20 protein-coding genes and 1 riboswitch are annotated in these 17,713 nt (G+C 46.9%); of the genes, 15 read left to right on the top strand and 5 right to left on the bottom strand.

The genetic code is table 11. The features are described from left to right. Positions 1-254: 254 nt before the first annotated feature. From EEX84_RS16665 to EEX84_RS15635, 10 genes are all read left to right on the top strand, one after another. Complete coding sequence (locus tag EEX84_RS16665) at positions 255-434, top strand: hypothetical protein (RefSeq protein WP_205125702.1); 180 nt, start codon at positions 255-257, stop codon at positions 432-434. A 240-nt stretch (positions 435-674) separates the two neighbouring features. Next, entirely contained in the window at positions 675-1,445 is a 771-nt protein-coding gene (locus EEX84_RS15675; RefSeq protein WP_123166592.1) for an SDR family oxidoreductase, read from the top strand. Positions 1,446-1,470: 25 nt separating this feature from the next. Beyond that, complete coding sequence (locus tag EEX84_RS15670) at positions 1,471-3,045, top strand: long-chain-fatty-acid--CoA ligase (protein WP_123166591.1); 1,575 nt, start codon at positions 1,471-1,473, stop codon at positions 3,043-3,045. Between the two features lie 24 nt (positions 3,046-3,069). After that, positions 3,070-4,245 carry an acyl-CoA dehydrogenase family protein gene (locus EEX84_RS15665; RefSeq protein WP_123166590.1) on the top strand — a complete coding sequence of 392 codons (1,176 nt, stop codon included), beginning with the start codon at positions 3,070-3,072 and terminating at the stop codon, positions 4,243-4,245. A 30-nt stretch (positions 4,246-4,275) separates the two neighbouring features. Then, on the top strand, positions 4,276-5,040 hold the full coding sequence (gene fabG / locus EEX84_RS15660; RefSeq protein WP_123166589.1) for a 3-oxoacyl-ACP reductase FabG: 765 nt from the start codon (positions 4,276-4,278) through the stop codon (positions 5,038-5,040). Between the two features lie 18 nt (positions 5,041-5,058). Beyond that, entirely contained in the window at positions 5,059-5,508 is a 450-nt protein-coding gene (locus EEX84_RS15655; RefSeq protein ID WP_123166588.1) for a MaoC family dehydratase N-terminal domain-containing protein, read from the top strand. After that, positions 5,505-5,903, top strand: a complete 399-nt coding sequence (locus EEX84_RS15650; RefSeq protein ID WP_123166587.1) for a MaoC/PaaZ C-terminal domain-containing protein — start codon at positions 5,505-5,507, stop codon at positions 5,901-5,903. Before EEX84_RS15655 ends, EEX84_RS15650 begins: the two co-directional genes overlap by 4 nt. Before the next feature lie 39 nt (positions 5,904-5,942). Next, positions 5,943-7,115: a thiolase family protein gene (locus EEX84_RS15645; RefSeq protein WP_123166586.1), complete on the top strand. Its 1,173-nt coding sequence runs from the start codon at positions 5,943-5,945 to the stop codon at positions 7,113-7,115. Positions 7,116-7,121: 6 nt separating this feature from the next. Then, a complete protein-coding gene (locus EEX84_RS15640; RefSeq protein ID WP_123166585.1) occupies positions 7,122-7,535 on the top strand; it encodes an acyl-CoA thioesterase in 414 nt (137 codons plus the stop codon). A 151-nt stretch (positions 7,536-7,686) separates the two neighbouring features. Beyond that, a complete protein-coding gene (locus EEX84_RS15635; RefSeq protein ID WP_123166584.1) occupies positions 7,687-8,253 on the top strand; it encodes a TetR/AcrR family transcriptional regulator in 567 nt (188 codons plus the stop codon). A gap of 31 nt (positions 8,254-8,284) precedes the next feature. On the opposite strand, the gene EEX84_RS15630 is transcribed toward EEX84_RS15635, so the two are convergent. Further along, positions 8,285-8,800, bottom strand: coding sequence for a methylated-DNA--[protein]-cysteine S-methyltransferase (locus tag EEX84_RS15630; RefSeq protein ID WP_123166583.1), 516 nt, complete (start codon positions 8,798-8,800; stop codon positions 8,285-8,287). A gap of 202 nt (positions 8,801-9,002) precedes the next feature. On the opposite strand from EEX84_RS15630, the gene EEX84_RS16535 reads away from it, so the two are divergent. The 5 genes from EEX84_RS16535 (at position 9,003) to EEX84_RS15610 (ending at position 12,687) form a co-directional block, all read left to right on the top strand. After that, complete coding sequence (locus tag EEX84_RS16535; protein WP_158599134.1) at positions 9,003-9,158, top strand: hypothetical protein; 156 nt, start codon at positions 9,003-9,005, stop codon at positions 9,156-9,158. A 125-nt stretch (positions 9,159-9,283) separates the two neighbouring features. Then, positions 9,284-10,246 carry a hypothetical protein gene (locus EEX84_RS15625; RefSeq protein WP_123166582.1) on the top strand — a complete coding sequence of 321 codons (963 nt, stop codon included), beginning with the start codon at positions 9,284-9,286 and terminating at the stop codon, positions 10,244-10,246. A gap of 166 nt (positions 10,247-10,412) precedes the next feature. Continuing rightward, positions 10,413-10,631, top strand: coding sequence for a twin-arginine translocase TatA/TatE family subunit (locus EEX84_RS15620; RefSeq protein WP_123166581.1), 219 nt, complete (start codon positions 10,413-10,415; stop codon positions 10,629-10,631). A 103-nt stretch (positions 10,632-10,734) separates the two neighbouring features. Further along, complete coding sequence (locus EEX84_RS15615) at positions 10,735-12,399, top strand: formate--tetrahydrofolate ligase (RefSeq protein WP_123166580.1); 1,665 nt, start codon at positions 10,735-10,737, stop codon at positions 12,397-12,399. 63 nt (positions 12,400-12,462) lie between these two features. Further along, positions 12,463-12,687, top strand: a complete 225-nt coding sequence (locus EEX84_RS15610; protein ID WP_123166579.1) for a hypothetical protein — start codon at positions 12,463-12,465, stop codon at positions 12,685-12,687. 174 nt (positions 12,688-12,861) lie between these two features. Here the strand turns inward: EEX84_RS15610 and EEX84_RS15605 are convergent, their stop codons facing one another. The 4 genes from EEX84_RS15605 to EEX84_RS15590 all read right to left on the bottom strand — a co-directional run bounded on the left by EEX84_RS15605 (position 12,862) and on the right by EEX84_RS15590 (position 17,667). Further along, on the bottom strand, positions 12,862-13,701 hold the full coding sequence (locus tag EEX84_RS15605) for a MetQ/NlpA family ABC transporter substrate-binding protein (RefSeq protein WP_123166578.1): 840 nt from the start codon (positions 13,699-13,701) through the stop codon (positions 12,862-12,864). 28 nt (positions 13,702-13,729) lie between these two features. Then, entirely contained in the window at positions 13,730-14,839 is a 1,110-nt protein-coding gene (locus EEX84_RS15600) for an iron-containing alcohol dehydrogenase family protein (RefSeq protein WP_123166577.1), read from the bottom strand. Positions 14,840-14,922: 83 nt separating this feature from the next. Further along, positions 14,923-15,040, bottom strand: a riboswitch (SAM riboswitch). Between the two features lie 87 nt (positions 15,041-15,127). After that, positions 15,128-16,507, bottom strand: a complete 1,380-nt coding sequence (locus EEX84_RS15595) for an alanine/glycine:cation symporter family protein (RefSeq protein WP_123166576.1) — start codon at positions 16,505-16,507, stop codon at positions 15,128-15,130. Between the two features lie 131 nt (positions 16,508-16,638). Beyond that, the gene (locus EEX84_RS15590) at positions 16,639-17,667 is read right to left on the bottom strand and encodes a threonine aldolase family protein (protein WP_123166575.1); all 1,029 of its coding nucleotides are present in this window, start codon (positions 17,665-17,667) and stop codon (positions 16,639-16,641) included. Positions 17,668-17,713: the final 46 nt, after the last annotated feature.

The following is a 17,713-nucleotide window of genomic DNA, read 5'->3' as shown; positions in this document are numbered from 1 at the left end:
TTCAAAATCTGAAAGATTTAAGTGGTGGGTAGTTCACACAACTGGACTTAAGAAACCAGGAAGTAAAGGTGCTTTATGGCTCGAAAAAAGATTCGTTGCCGGAAGAAGAGGTATTGGAGTACTGGTTTAATGGTGAGGAGACAATGGAAAAGAATTTTTTATACAATGGCATTTTTATGAGCCTTCTCGTTCCTAATGCGAAAGCATATGAGTTCACCATGGACGGGTTTTCACTGTCTTTCAAGAGGAAGGACATGATCCAACAGCTGGAAGAAACTTTCGCCGATTTTCCGACAGATGAAGCGGCTTGGGATCAGCAGGCAATACAAGAATTCATAGACCGCAATCACGAGAGTATAAAAGAAATGGTAAACTCTGCAGAACAGAGAAAAGATTTTTTTCAGCAAGGTCCCCTCACTCCGCCATTAAAGTAAACTGGAAAGCTGTCAAACCATGGCAGCTTTTTTCTGTGGGCCAATTCAGAAAGAAGAGTTTTTTAAAAAGTGTTGCAACTGACAGAAAAGATAATGTATACTGAATTTTAAGAAAAAGTAAAGCGCTTACACTAGTATTTAAGAGAGGCGAAAAGGTCTTCTTTTTTTTGAACCTAACATACTGACCGGTTAGTAGCTAAATGGTTATGGGAGAAATCTTACTTGAAGAGGAGTGAAAGTATGGAAAACTCATTATTTGATTTAAAAGGGCGGACGGCTCTTGTTACCGGCGGAGGGGCTGGATTAGGAAGGAAGATTGCCGAAGTTTTTGCCGAATATGGAGCGGACGTGGCTGTTTGTTCGCGTAAAGTGGAAAATTGCCAGGAAACGGCGGAAAGTCTGCAAAAAGAATATGGCATCAAATCAAAAGCATATGAATGTAATGTGGGCAGCGAAGAAAATGTCAAGAAAACCGTAGAAGCTGTGATTGCCGATTTTGGAAAAGTAGACATTTTAGTCAACAACAGCGGAGCTACCTGGGGCGAAAATGCGGAAAGCATGCCGCTTGAGGCATGGGAAAAAGTCATGAAAGTCAATGTCACCGGAACTTTTCTCATGTCGAAAGCGGTCGGGAATCACATGATCGAAAATGGTTATGGAAAAATCATCAATATCGGATCTGTGGCGGGATTGAAGGCTGAACCACCGGAAGTGCTGAATGCTATCGGCTACAGCACAAGCAAGGCAGCTGTTCACCATTTTACGAGAGACTTGGCGCGTAAATGGGCAGGATATGGATTGTACGTCAACGCCATTGCGCCAGGTTTTTTTGAAACAAAAATGACCAAACATGTCATTGAGCAGAACGCCGATAAGATTATCAATAAAAATCCATTGAAAAAACTGGGAGATCCAAGATCATTGCAGGGAGCGGCACTTTTTCTCGCCGGTGGAGCCAGTGATTATGTAACAGGCCAAGTGATTGCAGTCGACGGCGGCGCTTCTTTATAAGTTTCCAAAAAAGGAGGAGAAGATGATGGAGAGACCTTGGATGCAGCATATCGTGGAAGGCAATCCAAAAGAAATTGAAATTCCTGATATTTCCTTGACCCAATTGCTCGATCAGTCCATCCAAAGCTATCCGCACCATATAGCGATGACGTTTTTTGACAAGTCGTATACATACAGTGAATTGGCGGAACGAATAAACAAAGCGGCGAATTTGTTTGCAAGTGAAGGAGTAGGAAAAGGGGACAGAGTGGCGCTGATGTTGCCGAACTGTCCACAATATCCGATCAGTTTTTACGGAGCCATTGCTTGCGGAGCGACCATTGTCCAGTTGAATCCGATGTTTCAATCCGCAGAACTGCTTCACATTTTAAATGATTCTGAAGCAAAAGCTTTGGTGATCCTGGACCGTCTGCTGCCGATGTTTGAAAGCATCAAAGACCAAACGTCCGTATCAACTGTCATTTCCGTCGACTTGTCCAGTGACTATGCAGAAGGCGTTTCCAGCGAACGGCCTTCTGAAATTGCGATTGACCCGGCAACAGATGTAGCGGTTCTTCAATATACAGGCGGCACTACCGGACTTCCCAAAGGAGCCATGCTGACGCACCGCAATATTGCAGCGAACACATTGCAAAGCGCCGCCACCACCAGGGTGCAAACTGAAAAAGGGAAAGAGCGCGTATTGACGATTTCTCCGCTGTTTCATGTATATGGCATGACCAGCGGTATGTCCGTCACTTTCTACAATGGCGGCAATATGATATTGGTGCCGAAGTTCGATGTAGAACAAGTAGTCAATGTAATCGAACAAACCAGGCCGACTGCTTTTCCAGGAGTGCCGACGATGTATATCGCTTTGATCGACTACTACAAGAAAAAGAAATTTGACTTGAGTTGTTTGTCTTCCTGTACGAGCGGCTCTGCCCCCTTGCCGCTTGAAGTACTTAACCGTTTCAATGAAGTTACCGGGACCACGGTCGCAGAAGGGTACGGCCTGTCGGAAGCTTCGCCCGTAACCCACCGGAACCCGGTCGGAGGCCTGCAGAAGAACGGCAGTATCGGCATTCCGCTGCCGAACACTGATGCCAAGATTGTGGATGTGGCAACGGGGCAGCAGAGCCTTCCTGTCGGAGAAGTGGGAGAGCTCATTATCCAAGGTCCGCAAGTCATGAAAGGGTACTGGAACAATCCTGAAGAAACGGCGCAGGCAATCCGGGACGGCTGGCTGTTCACCGGGGACCTTGCCAAAATGGACGAGGATGGCTTCTTTTATATCGTCGGACGCAAAAAAGAAATGATTCTGGCGAGCGGTTTTAATGTTTATCCGATTGAAGTGGAAAATGTCCTCTACAGCCATCCTGCTGTACTGGAAGCGGCAGTGTTCGGCGCGCCGGATGAATACCGAGGCGAAACCGTACGAGCTGTCGTGGTGCTGAAAGAGGGGCAGCAGGCAACAGAACAGGAATTGATGGAGTTCTGCCGCTCTCAGCTATCTGCTTATAAAGTGCCGACGGATCTCCTTTTCGCAGATGAACTGCCGAAAACAGCTGTCGGAAAAATACTGAAACGTGCATTGAAAGAACATTACACGGCACGATAAGAAAAATGGAATGGAGAGATGAACATGCATTTGCGTCTATCAGAAGAACAGGAAATGGTCCAGAAAACGATTCGGAGATTTGTGGAAAAAGAATTGATTCCTTTGGAAAATGATGTACTGAAGAACGAACGGGAGGGCCGGCCGGGCATCTCAAAAGAAAAATTGAAGGAATTACAGTTGAAAGCGAAAGAATTCGGCTTTTGGGGCATCAATACACCGGAAGAGTATGGCGGATCGGATCTTGGCCAAATGATGATGGCGATTGTCTATATGGAAGTGGCCAAAACGTTTGTGCCGTTCACCTTTGGCGGTTCGGCAGATAACATCCTGTATTACGGCAACGAAGAGCAGAAGAAAAAGTATCTGATCCCGACAATCAACGGCGAGAAGAAATCGTGCTTTGCGATGACGGAGCCTGACGCAGGATCAGACACACGAAACTTGAAAATGACTGCAGTGAAAGACGGCAAGGAATGGGTATTGAACGGAGAAAAAACGTTCATCACCGGAGGCAATGAAGCGGATTTCGTTATGGTTATTGCCATCACTGATAAAGAACTGCACCAAAAAACGGGGCGTGATGGCGTCACTTGCTTTATCGTCGACCGGGACATGGGCTGGAAATCCGAGTATATCGATACGATGGGCGAATGGGGGCCTGCAGGGCTGGTATTTGATAACGTCCGCGTACCGGAAGAGAATATTCTGGGAGAGATCAATGGCGGCTATAATCTGGGTCTTGAGTGGATCGGCTTTGCGCGCTGGGTTGTCGGTGCACGTGCTGTCGGCATGAGCGAAAGATTATTGCAGATGGCCATCGATTATTCCAAAGAACGCAAAACTTTCGGCAAGCCAATCGCAGAACGGCAAGGGATTCAATGGCCGATTGCAGATTCGGCAGTTGAAATCGAAGCAGCCAAATGGCTTGTCCTGAATGCGGCTTTCACACTTGACCAAGGGGAAGACAATCGCCAACTTGCGTCCATGGCGAAATTGTACGGTGCCAACATGGGCAACCGCGTGGTAGACCGTGTCCTTCAGATCCATGGGGGCATGGGCTATACAAGGGAATTGCCGATTGAGCGCTGGTACCGTGAAGCCAGACTGTGGAGAATCTATGACGGCACTGACGAAATTCAGCGCATGATTATTTCGAGAAACCTGCTCAAAGGCCATGTAAAAGTAGGACAGTACGTTTAAGTATTTACTAAAAAAGGAGGAACAAAGACAATGGGAACAGCATTTGAAGGAAGAACAGCACTTGTAACAGGCGGGTGCCGGGGAATCGGCAGAAAAATAGCGGAACGTTTTGCGGACGAAGGGGCCAATGTGGCCATTATCGATGTGAACGAAGAAGCGCTGAAAACAACGGAAAAAGAATTGAAGGAGCAAGGCTATTCGATTTATACAAAAACTGCCAGTGTGACGGACCGCGAACAAATCGAACAAGCAACGAAAGAAGTGTTCGAAAAGTTCGGTTCCGTCGATATCCTGGTCAATAACGCCGGTGTCATCCGTGACAATATGCTTTTCAAAATGACAGATGAAGACTGGATGACAGTGATGGATGTCCATTTAAAAGGGGCATTCTATGCGACACGCGCCGCTCAGCAATACATGACAAAAAACAACTATGGCAGAATCATCAACATTTCATCGACTTCGGCGTTAGGGAATAGAGGACAAGCCAATTATTCCACTGCAAAAGCCGGTCTCCAAGGGTTTACAAAAACGCTGGCGATTGAACTTGGCAAGTTCGGCATTACAGCCAATGCTGTAGCCCCAGGGTTTATCGAGACCGAAATGACAAAATCCACGGCGGAACGAATCGGAATTTCGTTCGATGAATTGATTGAAGCGAGCGTTTCCAAGATTCCGGTAAACAGAAGCGGGAAACCGGAAGACATCGCAAATGCCGTAGCCTTTTTTGCCGATGAACGTTCTTCATTCGTCAGCGGACAAGTATTATACGTTGCCGGAGGACCTAAAAACTGATAAAAGGAGATGCTGCATATGTTGAAAGAGAGCATTGGCAAACGTTCAGATAAAGTGAAAAACACTATTGAAAGAGGGGCGGTCCGAAAATTTGCGGAAGCGATCGGCGATCCCGCCCCCATTTTCCTGGATGAGAAAGCTGGGGCGGATTCAAAGTATGGGCGGAATATCGCACCTCCCACTTTTCCGGTCACTTTTGACGCGGGGACCGTCCCTGACTTGAACCTTCCGAAAAAAGGCTTGATACATGGGGAGCAGATTTATCATTACAACCGGCCTTTATACATAGGGGAAGACGTGTATTGTTGGGTGGAAGTAAAAGATTATTACGAGAAAACAGGAAGTATGGGGAACATGGGATTCCTGACCATGACGAAGTACGGCGAAGACGCGGATGGCCAGCTTCTGTTCTCGGAAGAACGGATCATCATCATCAATGAAGCGGCAAGAAAGGAGATGTCTGTATGACTCCGATAGTGGATTTGCAAGTGGGAGATTCGTTGGACGAAATCAAACTGTCTCCTGTGACGAGACTGGATTTGATCAAATATGCCGGAGCTTCCGGAGACTTTAACCCTATTCATACAATTGACGCAGAAGCCGAAAAAGCAGGGTTGCCGGGTATCATTGCACACGGCATGTGGACGATGGGAAATCTGTCAAAGTTGTTTACGCCATACTTGGAAGAAGGGTTTATCGCAGATTATTCCATCCGTTTCAAAGGAATGGTTTTTCTGGAAGACGTCATCACGTTAAAAGCGACTGTAGCAGAAAAACAAGCGCAACAAATAAAATTTTCAGTTGAAGCGACCAATCAGCAAGACAAAAATGTCTTAAAAGGAGATCTTGTTTTCTCACTGTAATAGCAAGGCGTTCTGCTGAATAGAAGGGGAGAGTTGAAGATGAACAGAGACGCAGTAATCGTATCAGCGGTGCGAACAGCAATCGGCAGGCAGGGAGGGGCTCTCGCCTCGATTCCGGCACATGTCTTTGGCGCGGAAGTGATCAAAGAAGCGCTGAAACGTGCGAAAGTGGAGCCTGAATTGGTGGAAGACGTCATTCTTGGAAACGTATTGAGCGGAGGCGGGAACATTGCCCGGTTAACGGCTTTGGAAACAGGGCTGGGAACCCACTTGCCTGGACTGACGGTAGACCGTCAATGCGGTTCAGGAATCAATGCGGTGAATCTCGCTGCGCAGGCGATTTGGGCAGGAGACGGAGACGTTTATGTAGCGGGCGGTGTGGAAAGCATGAGCCGCGCCCCTTATTTGATGGATCGTCCGGAAAAGGCGTATAGCCCTGTGCCACCCAAATTCAGAAAGTCCCAGTTATCTCCAAAAGAAATTGGCGATCCACCGATGGGAATCACTGCAGAAAACCTGGCGAAACAATACGAAATCAGCCGGGAAGAGCAAGATGATTTCGCAATCCGCAGCCAGCAAAAAGCGGCGGCAGCGATGGAAGAAGGCAGGTTTGACGAACAAATTGTGCCAATCAGGATTCCGGTTCGAAAAGGAGAGCCGATCGAATTTAAAACGGATGAGCACCCGCGCCCGCAGACTACAAAAGAAGCGCTTGCCAAACTGTCTCCCGCATTTCTTGAAGGCGGCACAGTCACTGCCGGCAGCAGTTCGGGCCTGAACGATGCTGCATCGGCCGTCGTCATCATGTCCAGAGAGAAAGCGGAAGAACTGGGCTTAAAGCCTTTGGCAACAGTCCGTGCGCAGGCGGTCGCCGGCGTAGATCCGAATATAATGGGCATCGGACCGGTTCCTGCGACGCAGAAAGTATTGGAAAAAGCAGGTCTTTCATTGGAAGACATCGATTTGATCGAGCTCAACGAGGCTTTCGCTTCCCAAGTTCTCGCATGCGATAAAGAGCTGAAGATGGATCTTGATAAAGTGAATGTCAACGGAGGCGCCATCGCTCTTGGCCATCCTCTTGGAGCCACGGGTGCCATCCTATTGACAAAAGCCGTGTACGAATTGAAACGCACCAGCAAAAAGTATGCGCTGATCACTGCATGTATCGGCGGCGGCCAGGGTATTGCAACAATTATCGAGCGCGAGGAGTGATAAGGCGTGAATTTACCGGAAACCAAGGTGTATGTGAGGTTTTGTGAAACAGATGCCGGAGGACATGTCAGCAACACCAGCTATTTTTTCTACATGGAAGAAGCACGTTCGAAGTTTTTCGAAGAAATCAACTTTATAGGTGAAGAAAAAAGAAAGAACATCGATTTTATCATCGCTTCCACCAGTTGTGACTATATTGCCCAGGCATTTGCCGGTCAAACGCTTATTGTAACGACCACAATCGAACAGATCGGTTCAAAAAGCTTCAAGATGGCACACGAAATCACAGAAGCCAAAACGGGTGGGCGGATTGCGAAAGGAAGCGCAGCTATTGTCTGTTTTGATTACGACAAGCAACAGTCTGAGCTGATTCCGCCAGAGCTGCGCCAAGTGCTGGAAGAGCTTCTGGTTCCAGCTTAACCGGAAAGTTGCGACAAAAAGGATGATGATCAATTGAAAGAGAGGGTACAATTCGTACTCTCTTTTGCTTTTTCTCGACAACTGGCACCGGTGGAAATGTTACAATAATTCAGTTAGAGCATCGGGGTATGAGAAAGGGAGTGGAATTTCCATGAAAAAGGAATTGATCACGCAAAGCATAAATCTGTTTGTGGAAAAGGGATTCAGTGCGACGTCCATACAAGACATTGTGGATGCCATCGGCGTGACGAAAGGTTCATTTTATTATCATTTCAAAAGCAAAGAAGCCCTTCTCATGCATATCCATCTCTCCTATATAGATGACTTGTTGAGAAGGCAGAAAAGGATTCTGGAAACCGAAAAAACCTGTCGCACCAAATTGATGAAAGTTGTGGAGTTTCTGATTGAGGACATCGAAGCGCAAGGGGCGCTCGGACGTATTTATTATCGTGAGATTCGCCACCTTAGTGCTGAAAATGGCGCAGTCATCAGAGAGAAGAAAAATCAGTTCCGTGACAACATAGAAAGCATAGTGGCCGATGGCATAAAAAATGGGGAATTCCGAAAAAACCTGCAGCCAAAAATGACCACCTATGCTATTTTGGGTATGACCAATTGGAGCTATCAATGGTTTAATCCAGAAGGAGAATTATCAGTAAGCGAATTGGCAGCTATCTACACAGATTTTATCCTGAACGGCATCCTGGCAGAAAAATAAAGGCGTATTCGCCATCGAATTGGCCGAAAGCTTAAGTGCTGTGAGAATCTTTCTCCAATTCCAGTAAAAACCGTTTCAGTTCCAAACCGCCACGGTAACCGGTGATGGCACCGTTTTTGCCGATGACACGGTGGCACGGGACGGTGATGAGTAAAGGATTGGCCCCGATTGCGGCACCGACTGCCCGCGTGGCAGTGGGCCGTTGGATGCGAGCTGCGATGTCAGAATAAGAAGCGGTCTGGCCATAAGGGATTTGTTTCAAGGCTTCCCAGATTTCTTGTTGAAAAGGCGTTCCCTTCACATCCGACGGCAATGAAAAAGTATGCTTCGATCCATTCAGACAGTCCTTCAACTCTTCCACATACGGCTGCAGCGATTCTTCGTTCTGTTTGAAATCAGTGTTTGGATAACGTTTCTTCAGGATGGTTTCCACTTCTTCAAAAGACTGTCCGGGCGAGCCTACATAACAAAGTCCTCTATCTGTTTTGGCAATCACCAGTTTCCACTGCCCCTGCTCCACTGTAGACCATTCAATTATATCTTTCATAATATGACTTGCTCCTTTCCTTCTTGTTGTCCATGTGGTTGTCAGTATCCCAGTTACTGATAGAGTAAGCTTTTATTGTTGAAACAGCAAGCTTGGGAAGCTGATGTAAAAGATCTGTAAATGAAATTCAAATTGCCCGTTTCGTTCGGATGCAATCGGGAAAAGGATAGTAAGTTAGGAAATCGGAAAGGAGAGAGATAGTGTGGCTGAAGATAAACGTTTAAGCGATTTGAAAGAACAGCAGCGCGAACAGGAATTGAGAGCGGAAGAACAGGAATACAAAGATAAAGGTGATTTTCCGGAAGAACTGCATCGAACGAATGAACGGAAACCAAAAGACAACGATGAAGGCCAGTAAACTGTAAACCCGTGTTCCGGAAGCCCGGCATGCGGGTTTTGTTTTTCAAAACAAAAGGTTTTTTCGTTCGAGTGAGCGTCATGCTACTATATACATAACAATTCATCAGAAAGAGAGTGGGTCGTATGTTTAATTCAGTCGCACAATTAATCGAGGCAAAAGCATATAAAGACAAACGTTCGATTCCCTGGAATAGGATTTGCCAGGAAGAGCAGCTTTCTGAACAATTTATCAGGGAAACCAGGGATCAAGTCCATTGGAAGTTAATCTCTGAATATCAGGATCTATCGGAGGAGTTTATTCGCCAATACAGCGGATACTTGTTCTGGGATAAAGTGACAGCTCATCAAAAGGTGTCGGAACGGTTTATCGAAGAGTTTGCGTCAGCGGAGAAATGGCAGCCTGCTGAAGAATACCAGAGCAAGCGGCAGCTGAAAACACTTGAGAAGGAAGGAAAGCCATTCGATGCGAAAGAATATTGGCGGCTGGTTTCTGAAAAGACGGAGCTGGCCAATTCAAAAGGGCTGTCTCCGGCGTTTATAGAAAAGCATGCCGATAAATTATCCTGGCCGGCTTTGTCGGTGCATCAGCAGTTGCCGATGCCATTGATAGACAGGCATCAGCATCAGGTGGACTGGATTGCCGTCACGCGGCTGCAGGTGTTATCCGAACGGTTTATTGAAAAACACCGAGGCCAAGTGGAATGGGAAACGATTTCGTTTCATCAGCAATTGTCGGAACGGTTCATCAATCGCCATCATGCAAAAATGAGTTTCATTTCAGCGGAACAACCACGTTCGGAAGCTTTCCTCTATACACATTTGGACAAAATGGATGCCGCATCAGTAATTGAAAACCAGAAACTCGATACCATCAAAAGGTATGAGCCTTTGGACGTTTATGTCATCGGCAAAGGAGACAGGAAAAAGTATATCATTCAATTCCATGAAGAGGGAAAGCCGGATTTGTGGAACATCCACAAAGCGGAAGAAGTGGAGTTGTTCGATCAACTGGAAGAAAACGGACTGTATGAAGCAATCGAGCAAGACTTTCCGGAACTCATATTGAACGAGGACTTTCATTTCTGAAATGCTGGTGTCCTAACATGCCCGACATAACCGTCATGGTCACTTACAGACATGTTTAACTTAATCCTCTTCATGGGTATTGTTTATGGAATGCCCGCGATTTTACTGTTTCAGCCAAATGAGGAGTCACCACATTATATGTGCACACATAGAGGGAGGGAATGCTATGCCAAACATCGGCATACCAGGGCTGATTTTAATTTTGGTCTTTGCGTTAATCGTCTTTGGTCCAGCAAAACTGCCGCAATTGGGACGTGCGGTCGGCCAAACGCTGAGGGAGTTTAAAAATTCCACCAAAGAAGTGATGGATGATGTAACAGAGGAATTTCAGTTGGAAGAAAAACCAAAAGAGCAAAAAGAAGTTGACCTTGCCAAGAAAAAGTGAATAGTGGATACGACCGGCCAGCGCTAAAGCGAAGGTCGGTTTTTTTCTTTCTTTTCTTTGTTATCACGTTATAATAAAAGAAAAATCGAAAGTTGGGGAATGAATGTCGTTTACAGATTTATCGATCGCCAAAGAAGCTACGATTAAGCCAATTGAGAAAATCGCAGAGAGCGCAGGGATTTCACGGGACGCTCTTGAGTTATATGGCAATTACAAAGCCAAGATAAATGTGGATCTATTGGAGCCTGCTGCAAAACTGGGCCAGGTAGTGCTGGTGACGGCACTCAGCCCGACACCGGCGGGTGAAGGGAAATCGACAGTGACCGTCGGCTTGGCGGATGCATTGAAGCAATTGAAGGAGTCCGTGGTGGTGGCATTGCGTGAGCCGTCCCTGGGCCCTGTGATGGGTGTCAAAGGAGGGGCGACCGGTGGAGGTTTTGCACAGGTGTTGCCGATGGAAGATATCAATCTTCATTTTACAGGTGATATACACGCAATCACGACCGCCAACAATGCGCTGGCCGCTTTTATCGACAATCATTTACACCAAGGGAATAAGCTTCATATCGATCCCCGAAGAATTACCTGGAAACGCGTGTTGGACATGAATGATCGAGCGCTCCGCCAAGTGACGGTGGGACTTGGCGGACCAGCGCAAGGGGTGCCGCGGGAAGATGGTTTTGACATCACGGTCGCTTCTGAAATCATGGCGGTCCTATGTCTGGCGGATTCGCTGGAAGATTTAAAAGAGCGGCTGGCGCAGATGGTCATTGGCTATACGTATGACAAAGAACCGGTGACTGTCAGAAACTTGGGCGTTGAAGGGGCGCTTACATTGCTGCTGAAAGATGCGCTTAAACCGAATCTGGTGCAGACGATTGAAGGGACCCCCGCAATCATTCACGGTGGGCCGTTTGCCAATATCGCGCATGGCTGCAATTCCTTGATGGCAACGCAAACAGCCAGAAGATTGGCGGATATAGTTGTGACAGAAGCTGGATTTGGAGCGGATTTGGGTGCGGAGAAATTTATGCATATCAAGTCAAGAAAAGGCAATTTCCATCCGGATGCTGTAGTCATTGTAGCGACTGTCCGGGCTTTGAAAATGCACGGAGGAGTCGCGAAAGACTCGTTGAAGGAATCAAATCATGATGCAGTCAGAAGAGGCATTGTCAATTTGGCGAAACATGTGGAAACCATCCGGGAATTCGGCATCGAGCCGGTTATCGCATTGAACCGGTTTGTTACGGATACGGAAGAAGAACTGGCGGAAGTTATCGGCTGGGCTGAAGCGGAAGAAATTGAACTGGCGTTGACGAATGTCTGGGAGCAGGGAGGAGAAGGCGGTCTGGAGTTGGCAAAGATTGTAAAGCGTCAGCTTGCTACGCCGAACCAGTTTGCTCACCTGTACGATGAACAGGATTCGGTCGAGGAAAAACTTCGTGCCATTGTTCAGAAGGTTTACGGTGGCGCGGATGTTCAACTGTCCGATAAAGCTCAAAAACAATTGGTGGAGTTGAAGAAATACGGCTGGGACGCTTTGCCGATCTGCATGGCGAAAACGCAGTATTCCTTGTCTGACCAGCCGAAACTGCTGGGTCGTCCGGAAGGGTTCACCATCACCATCCGGGAAATCATTCCCAAACTTGGCGCCGGGTTTCTAGTGTGTTTAACAGGTGACATCATGACCATGCCAGGTTTGCCGAAACAGCCTGCTGCATTGAATATGGATGTCGGTGAAGACGGGGAAGCGGTCGGATTGTTCTAACAGGAACAATTTCTTGTCCATGCATAAATTTATTCATACTTCGTTACAAAGGAGGAGCTGACGATGGAGCATCTGGTGACGATTTTCGATTACGTGGAGAGTGGAAATAACATCTATATAAAGCTGGATGTATTTGATGCGCAAACGGAAACACATTTTCGGGATCAAGAAGTCCGGTTTTTGGATGATTTGCTTTACGGCGATTTAGTGGATCCGAAAAAGTCTCCTTTGTCCGAGGATTGCCGGTCAGCAGTGATTGAGCATGTAAAAAACCACTTCGAGCGATGAGCTCGAAGTGGTTTTTTGTGTTTTTCTGACAGGCACTTCCGTTTTTCTATTGTCCAGACTCCGGCGGCCAGGCTCTCGGGTCATAAGCCACTCTGGCTGTGCGGCTGAAAACACGCCGCTTCGCCAGATCGTCTTATGCCCGTCAAGCCTACACGGCCACCTCCGCTTTTCTTCCTACCAAGAAGGGATCAATGATCCTGAGAACTCTTCTTCGATAAACTGTTTTACTTCTTCGCTGTGGTAAAGTTCCAGGAATTGGTCAATGGCTTCGTCATCCTGGTTTTCAGCTCTTGAAGCAACAAGGTTGACGAAAGGTGAGTCTTTCGGTTCGATGAAGATAGCATCTTCAGCAGGGGTGAAACCAGCTTCAATAGCAAAGTTCGTATTGATCGCTGCTGCATCCAATTCATTCAATTGACGGGCAATTTGAGCAGAATCCAATTCGATGAATTCATAGTTGTTTTCGTTTTCAGCAATATCCATGACCGTTGCCTGCAGTCCGACGCCTTCTTCCACTTTCAACAGGCCAGCTTCTTCAAACAATGCCAATGCACGTCCGCTGTTGGTCGGGTCGCTTGGCAAACCGATTCTGGCACCTTCCTCCAATTCACTGACATCTGTCACATCCAATGAATAGATCCCCATTGGGAAAGTGACCGTATCACCTACTCTTACAAGGTCCAAGTCACGGCTTTCTTTCATTTCTTCAAAGAAAGGCTCTGTTTGGAAAGAGTTCAAGTCGATATCGCCTTCCGCCAACGCAACGTTAGGCATTACATAATCGGTAAATACCTCAGCTTCAATTGTGAAATCCAAGTCTTGTTCTTCTGCAAGCTCAGCCACTCTTTCGACAAGCTGCTCGTGCGGTCCACCGGTAACTCCCACCGTCAGGACGCCGTCGCTGACTAAGCTTTCCGCTTCTTCAGTCGTCGATGCACTGTCGTCACCGCTTCCGCAGGCTGCCAGTGCTGTCGTTGTCAAAACCAATAAACTTGTTGCTGTCCATTTTTTCATGTCATTTTCCTCTTTTCTTATGATTTTCTTAGTTGTGAACTAAAGATTCAATCGCTTCTACTGCCTGTATTGCCTGAAATACGGTATCTTCGGTAATTTCCACGTCCATGTAGTGGATGGACTCCTGAGGGAGAGTGGCTTTTTGGACGATTCGTTTAAGCAGTTCCGTTTGTTCAGGGTCAATAGATAGGTCTTTCAAAGTTTTGGGAAGCCCCCATTCACTATAGCAATGAATCAGTTTTTCCAATTCCACTACGTCATTTTCAAGAGCCAGTTGAACCAGTAATCCGTAAGCAACCAATTCACCGTGCAAATGGTTTTTTGTTTCTTTGGCTTCCGTCAAACCATTGTGGATGGAATGGGCCGCTGCTATACGGCCAGCTTTTTCGCCAAAGCCGCCGACCATTCCGCCGGCCATGAAGACCGATTCAATCACACGAACCAATGGTTCCGTTACTTCACCTTTTGTTACAGCTTCAATTGCTGTCTTGCTGTCTTTCAGTAAAGTGTCGCGGCAAATTTCAGCTGCTCCCTGGGAAATCTGCAGGCGTACCGGCAGTTCTGCATCTTTATAGAACGAAGCGATCAGCACTCTTGCTTCGTAATATTTGGCTAACGTATCGGCAATTCCCGCCTGTAAATAGCGCACCGGAGCTGAAGCGATGATGGCAGGTTCCACAAGCAGCAACGTGTTGGCTTCAGGGAATTCCGTAAAGTGTGTAAAAGCCCCCTGTTCGTTGTAGAAAACGCTGAGCGGCGCCCATGCAGCACAAGTGGCAGCAATTGTTGGAACCAGGACAACAGGAAGGCCTGCTTCGGCAGCGGCAGCTTTCGCCGTATCAAGGGCTGTACCGCCTCCAATGCCGATGACCGCTTCAATAGACTGAGCTGTCAGGTCACCGGCTATTTTTTCCGCCGTTTCCAATGTGCAATGGCCTTTGGTGAACGTGCTTTGACTTTTTGCCTGGTCGATGATTTCCTTTGGTAAATATGGTTTTGTTTTTTCCCAAGCTGTTTTGCCTGCAATGATATGCAATTTTTCGATACGGAGTTCTGCCAATAATGACGGCAATTCCTCCAGGACCCCTTCGCCAAGCCGGTAATGCCCGGGAGCTCCTTTTACAATCGCGCTTGCCAAATGAATTCACATCCTTTGTTGAAGAAAAATAAAAATGCCTCTCTGAAAGAGAGGCATAGATAAACTGTTGGAAGTTTCCACCTCTCTTATTTGTCAAAATACAATGTATTTTGCAGGATGTAGCACCTTTCCACGATTCTTTAAACCGTGAATGGTTGCCGGGCTTCGCAGGGCCAGTCCCTCCGCCACTCTTCATAAGAGATTTACTATTATTTTGTAGTTTTCATATTATTGCAATGCATATCAGAAGTCAACCGATATTTTTCTTTTGCTCGAAAAATTGCCGACTTATTGACTTTGTTCCTTTTTATCTTTCTTATAGTATTGCTGAGAAGTGAAAAATTCGGTTTTCAATTCTTTGACTTTATTGCTCAACAGCAAAATTGCGATGACGTTCGGAATGAGGATAGCTGCCAGCATGATGTCGAGAAAGCCCCAAATCACTTCCGCTGCTCCGATTGAACCTAAAACCACTGCCACTACATAAACCACTTGAATGCCGTAAGAAGCTTTTAAGCCGAACAGAAATTCCGCTTGTTTGGCTCCGTAGAAAATGACTACCAGAATAGTGGAAAACACGAAAAAGATCAAAGCCAGTGTGACTAATATGCCACCGAAGGTCCCGAAATAAGATTCAAATGCCAAAGTCGTCAAAGCAGAAGAATTATCTATGGCACCTTCTTCTGTCCAGACTCCGGAAGACAAGACCACAAATGCAGTGGCAGTACAGACGATGAGCGTATCTACCATGACACCAACCACTGCCCAAAAGCCCTGACGCACGGGATGATCTGTAGTGGCCGCCGCATGGGCGATCGGAGCTGTCCCAAGGCCCGATTCATTGGAATAAAGGCCGCGGGCAAACCCCCAGCGGATAATTTCGACAATCGCGGCTCCTGCGAAGCCACCCATGACAGGAGCAGGAGAAAATGCGTTGCTGAAAATCAAACTGAAAAATTCAGGCACTGCGTCTATATTCATGAAAAGAATGATCAAGGCACCGCCCACATAAAAAAAGGCCATAAACGGCACGAGGATTTCAGTTACTTTGCCGATCCGCTTGATGCCACCGAACACGACGATCGAGACAAGAACCGCAGCTGCGATGCCGGTCCATAAAGGAGGGACATCGAAAGAAGCTTCTACTGTACTTGCGACGGAATTTCCCTGCACCATGATGCTGGGAATCAGCTCAATCATCAAAGCAAAAGAAAACCAAACGCCGAGCCATTTCATGCCCAAGCCTTTGGTCATGTAATACATCGGTCCCCCGACAAACTCACCTTTCTCATTTTTTTCGCGGTATTCTACGGCAAGGACACTTTCGGAAAATTTAAGTGCCATGCCGATCAATGCGATAACCCACATCCAAAATACAGCACCTGGTCCACCGAACATGATTGCCGCTGGAACTCCGACAATATTGGCTGCGCCGATTGTGGAGGAAAGAGCGGAAGTCAAAGCTTGAAGTGGTGTAACTGTCCCGACGCCTTTCGGTTTTTTGAAAACACTGCCGAACGTTTGGCCGATTATGTAACCAAAATAACGAAATTGAAAAAAGCCGAGTTTAAATGTCATATAAAGTCCTGATATCAGTAGCAGTGAAATGAGTGGGACACCCCAAAGCCAGCCGGAAAAATCAGCGACCCCTTGTAAAAAACGATCCAAGTGCAGTTTCCTCCTTATAGAAAAGATAAAGAGTTTTTCCCTGCTTTGGAAAATTTTAAACAAAAAATTAAAAGTGGAAATAAACAGAAAAAATCCGACACCTGTAAAGGCTGCCGGAATTTCAATATGGATTACTCACATATTTTTGCAACATCCGCCAAAAACAATTCAATGTCTGTTGCGGTCGTATCGAAAGACGTAATGAGACGGATTTCTCCGTGCTCTTTGTTCCACACAGCAAAGGCATGAAGCTTTTGAAGTTCTTCCAGCTGATCCTGGGGCAAGACGGCGAAGACCGCATTTGATTGGACTGGTTGTGTAATGGTGATGCCTGAGATTTTCTTCATTCCTTCTGCCAGCAATTGTGCCATCCGATTGGCGTGGCTGGCGTTTTCAAGCCATAAATCATCCGTCAGCAAACGCTCGAACTGGACTGCGATAAACCGCATTTTTGAGCCGAGCTGCATGCTTTGTTTACGGATGTATTTCAAATCAGCCGCCAGTTCTTCACGGAAGCATACAACAGCTTCACCGACCATCAGGCCGTTTTTGGTGCCGCCAAAAGACAACATATCAATGCCGGCATCGACGGTCATCTCTTTCAGGCTGCAACCGAGAAATGCAGCCGCATTGCTGATCCGGGCGCCATCCATATGCACATACAAGCCGTTGCTGTGGGCAAAGTCGCATAGTTCTTTTATTTCGTCCAGTGTATAAACGGTACCCATCTCCGTGCATTGGGAAATGGAGATGGCTCTCGGCTGGCTTCTGTGCTGGGATCCAATATGATGCAGCTGCTGTGCAATTCGATTGATCGTCAGTTTGCCGTCAGAAGAAGGAACAGTCAATAACTTGCCTCCGATGATTCCTTCGGCGGCCCCTCCTTCATCCATGTGAATATGAGCACCTTCTGTGCAAATGATTGCTTGATGAGAGCGGACCATCGATTTGAGTCCAGTCACATTAGCACCTGTTCCGTTGAACGTAAAGAATACCGCAGTCTTTTCCCCGAACTGCTCTTTGAATTTCGCAGTGGCTGCGGCCGTCCAGGAATCGTCCCCATAAGCTGGAGCGTGGCCGCTGTTCGCTTCTGCAATTGCTTCCAGAATGGCTGGGTGAATTCCGGAATTGTTATCACTCGCCAACATTTTTTTAGTCATAAAATCCCTCCTCTTTTTAGTGTAAAACAGAAAGAGTGATACAGGG

The sequence above is a fragment of the Planococcus salinus genome (assembly GCF_003719725.1).
GTDB lineage: Bacteria > Bacillota > Bacilli > Bacillales_A > Planococcaceae > Planococcus > Planococcus salinus.
Note: the sequence above shows the minus strand (reverse complement) of the source record. Positions and strands in the feature narration are given on the sequence as shown.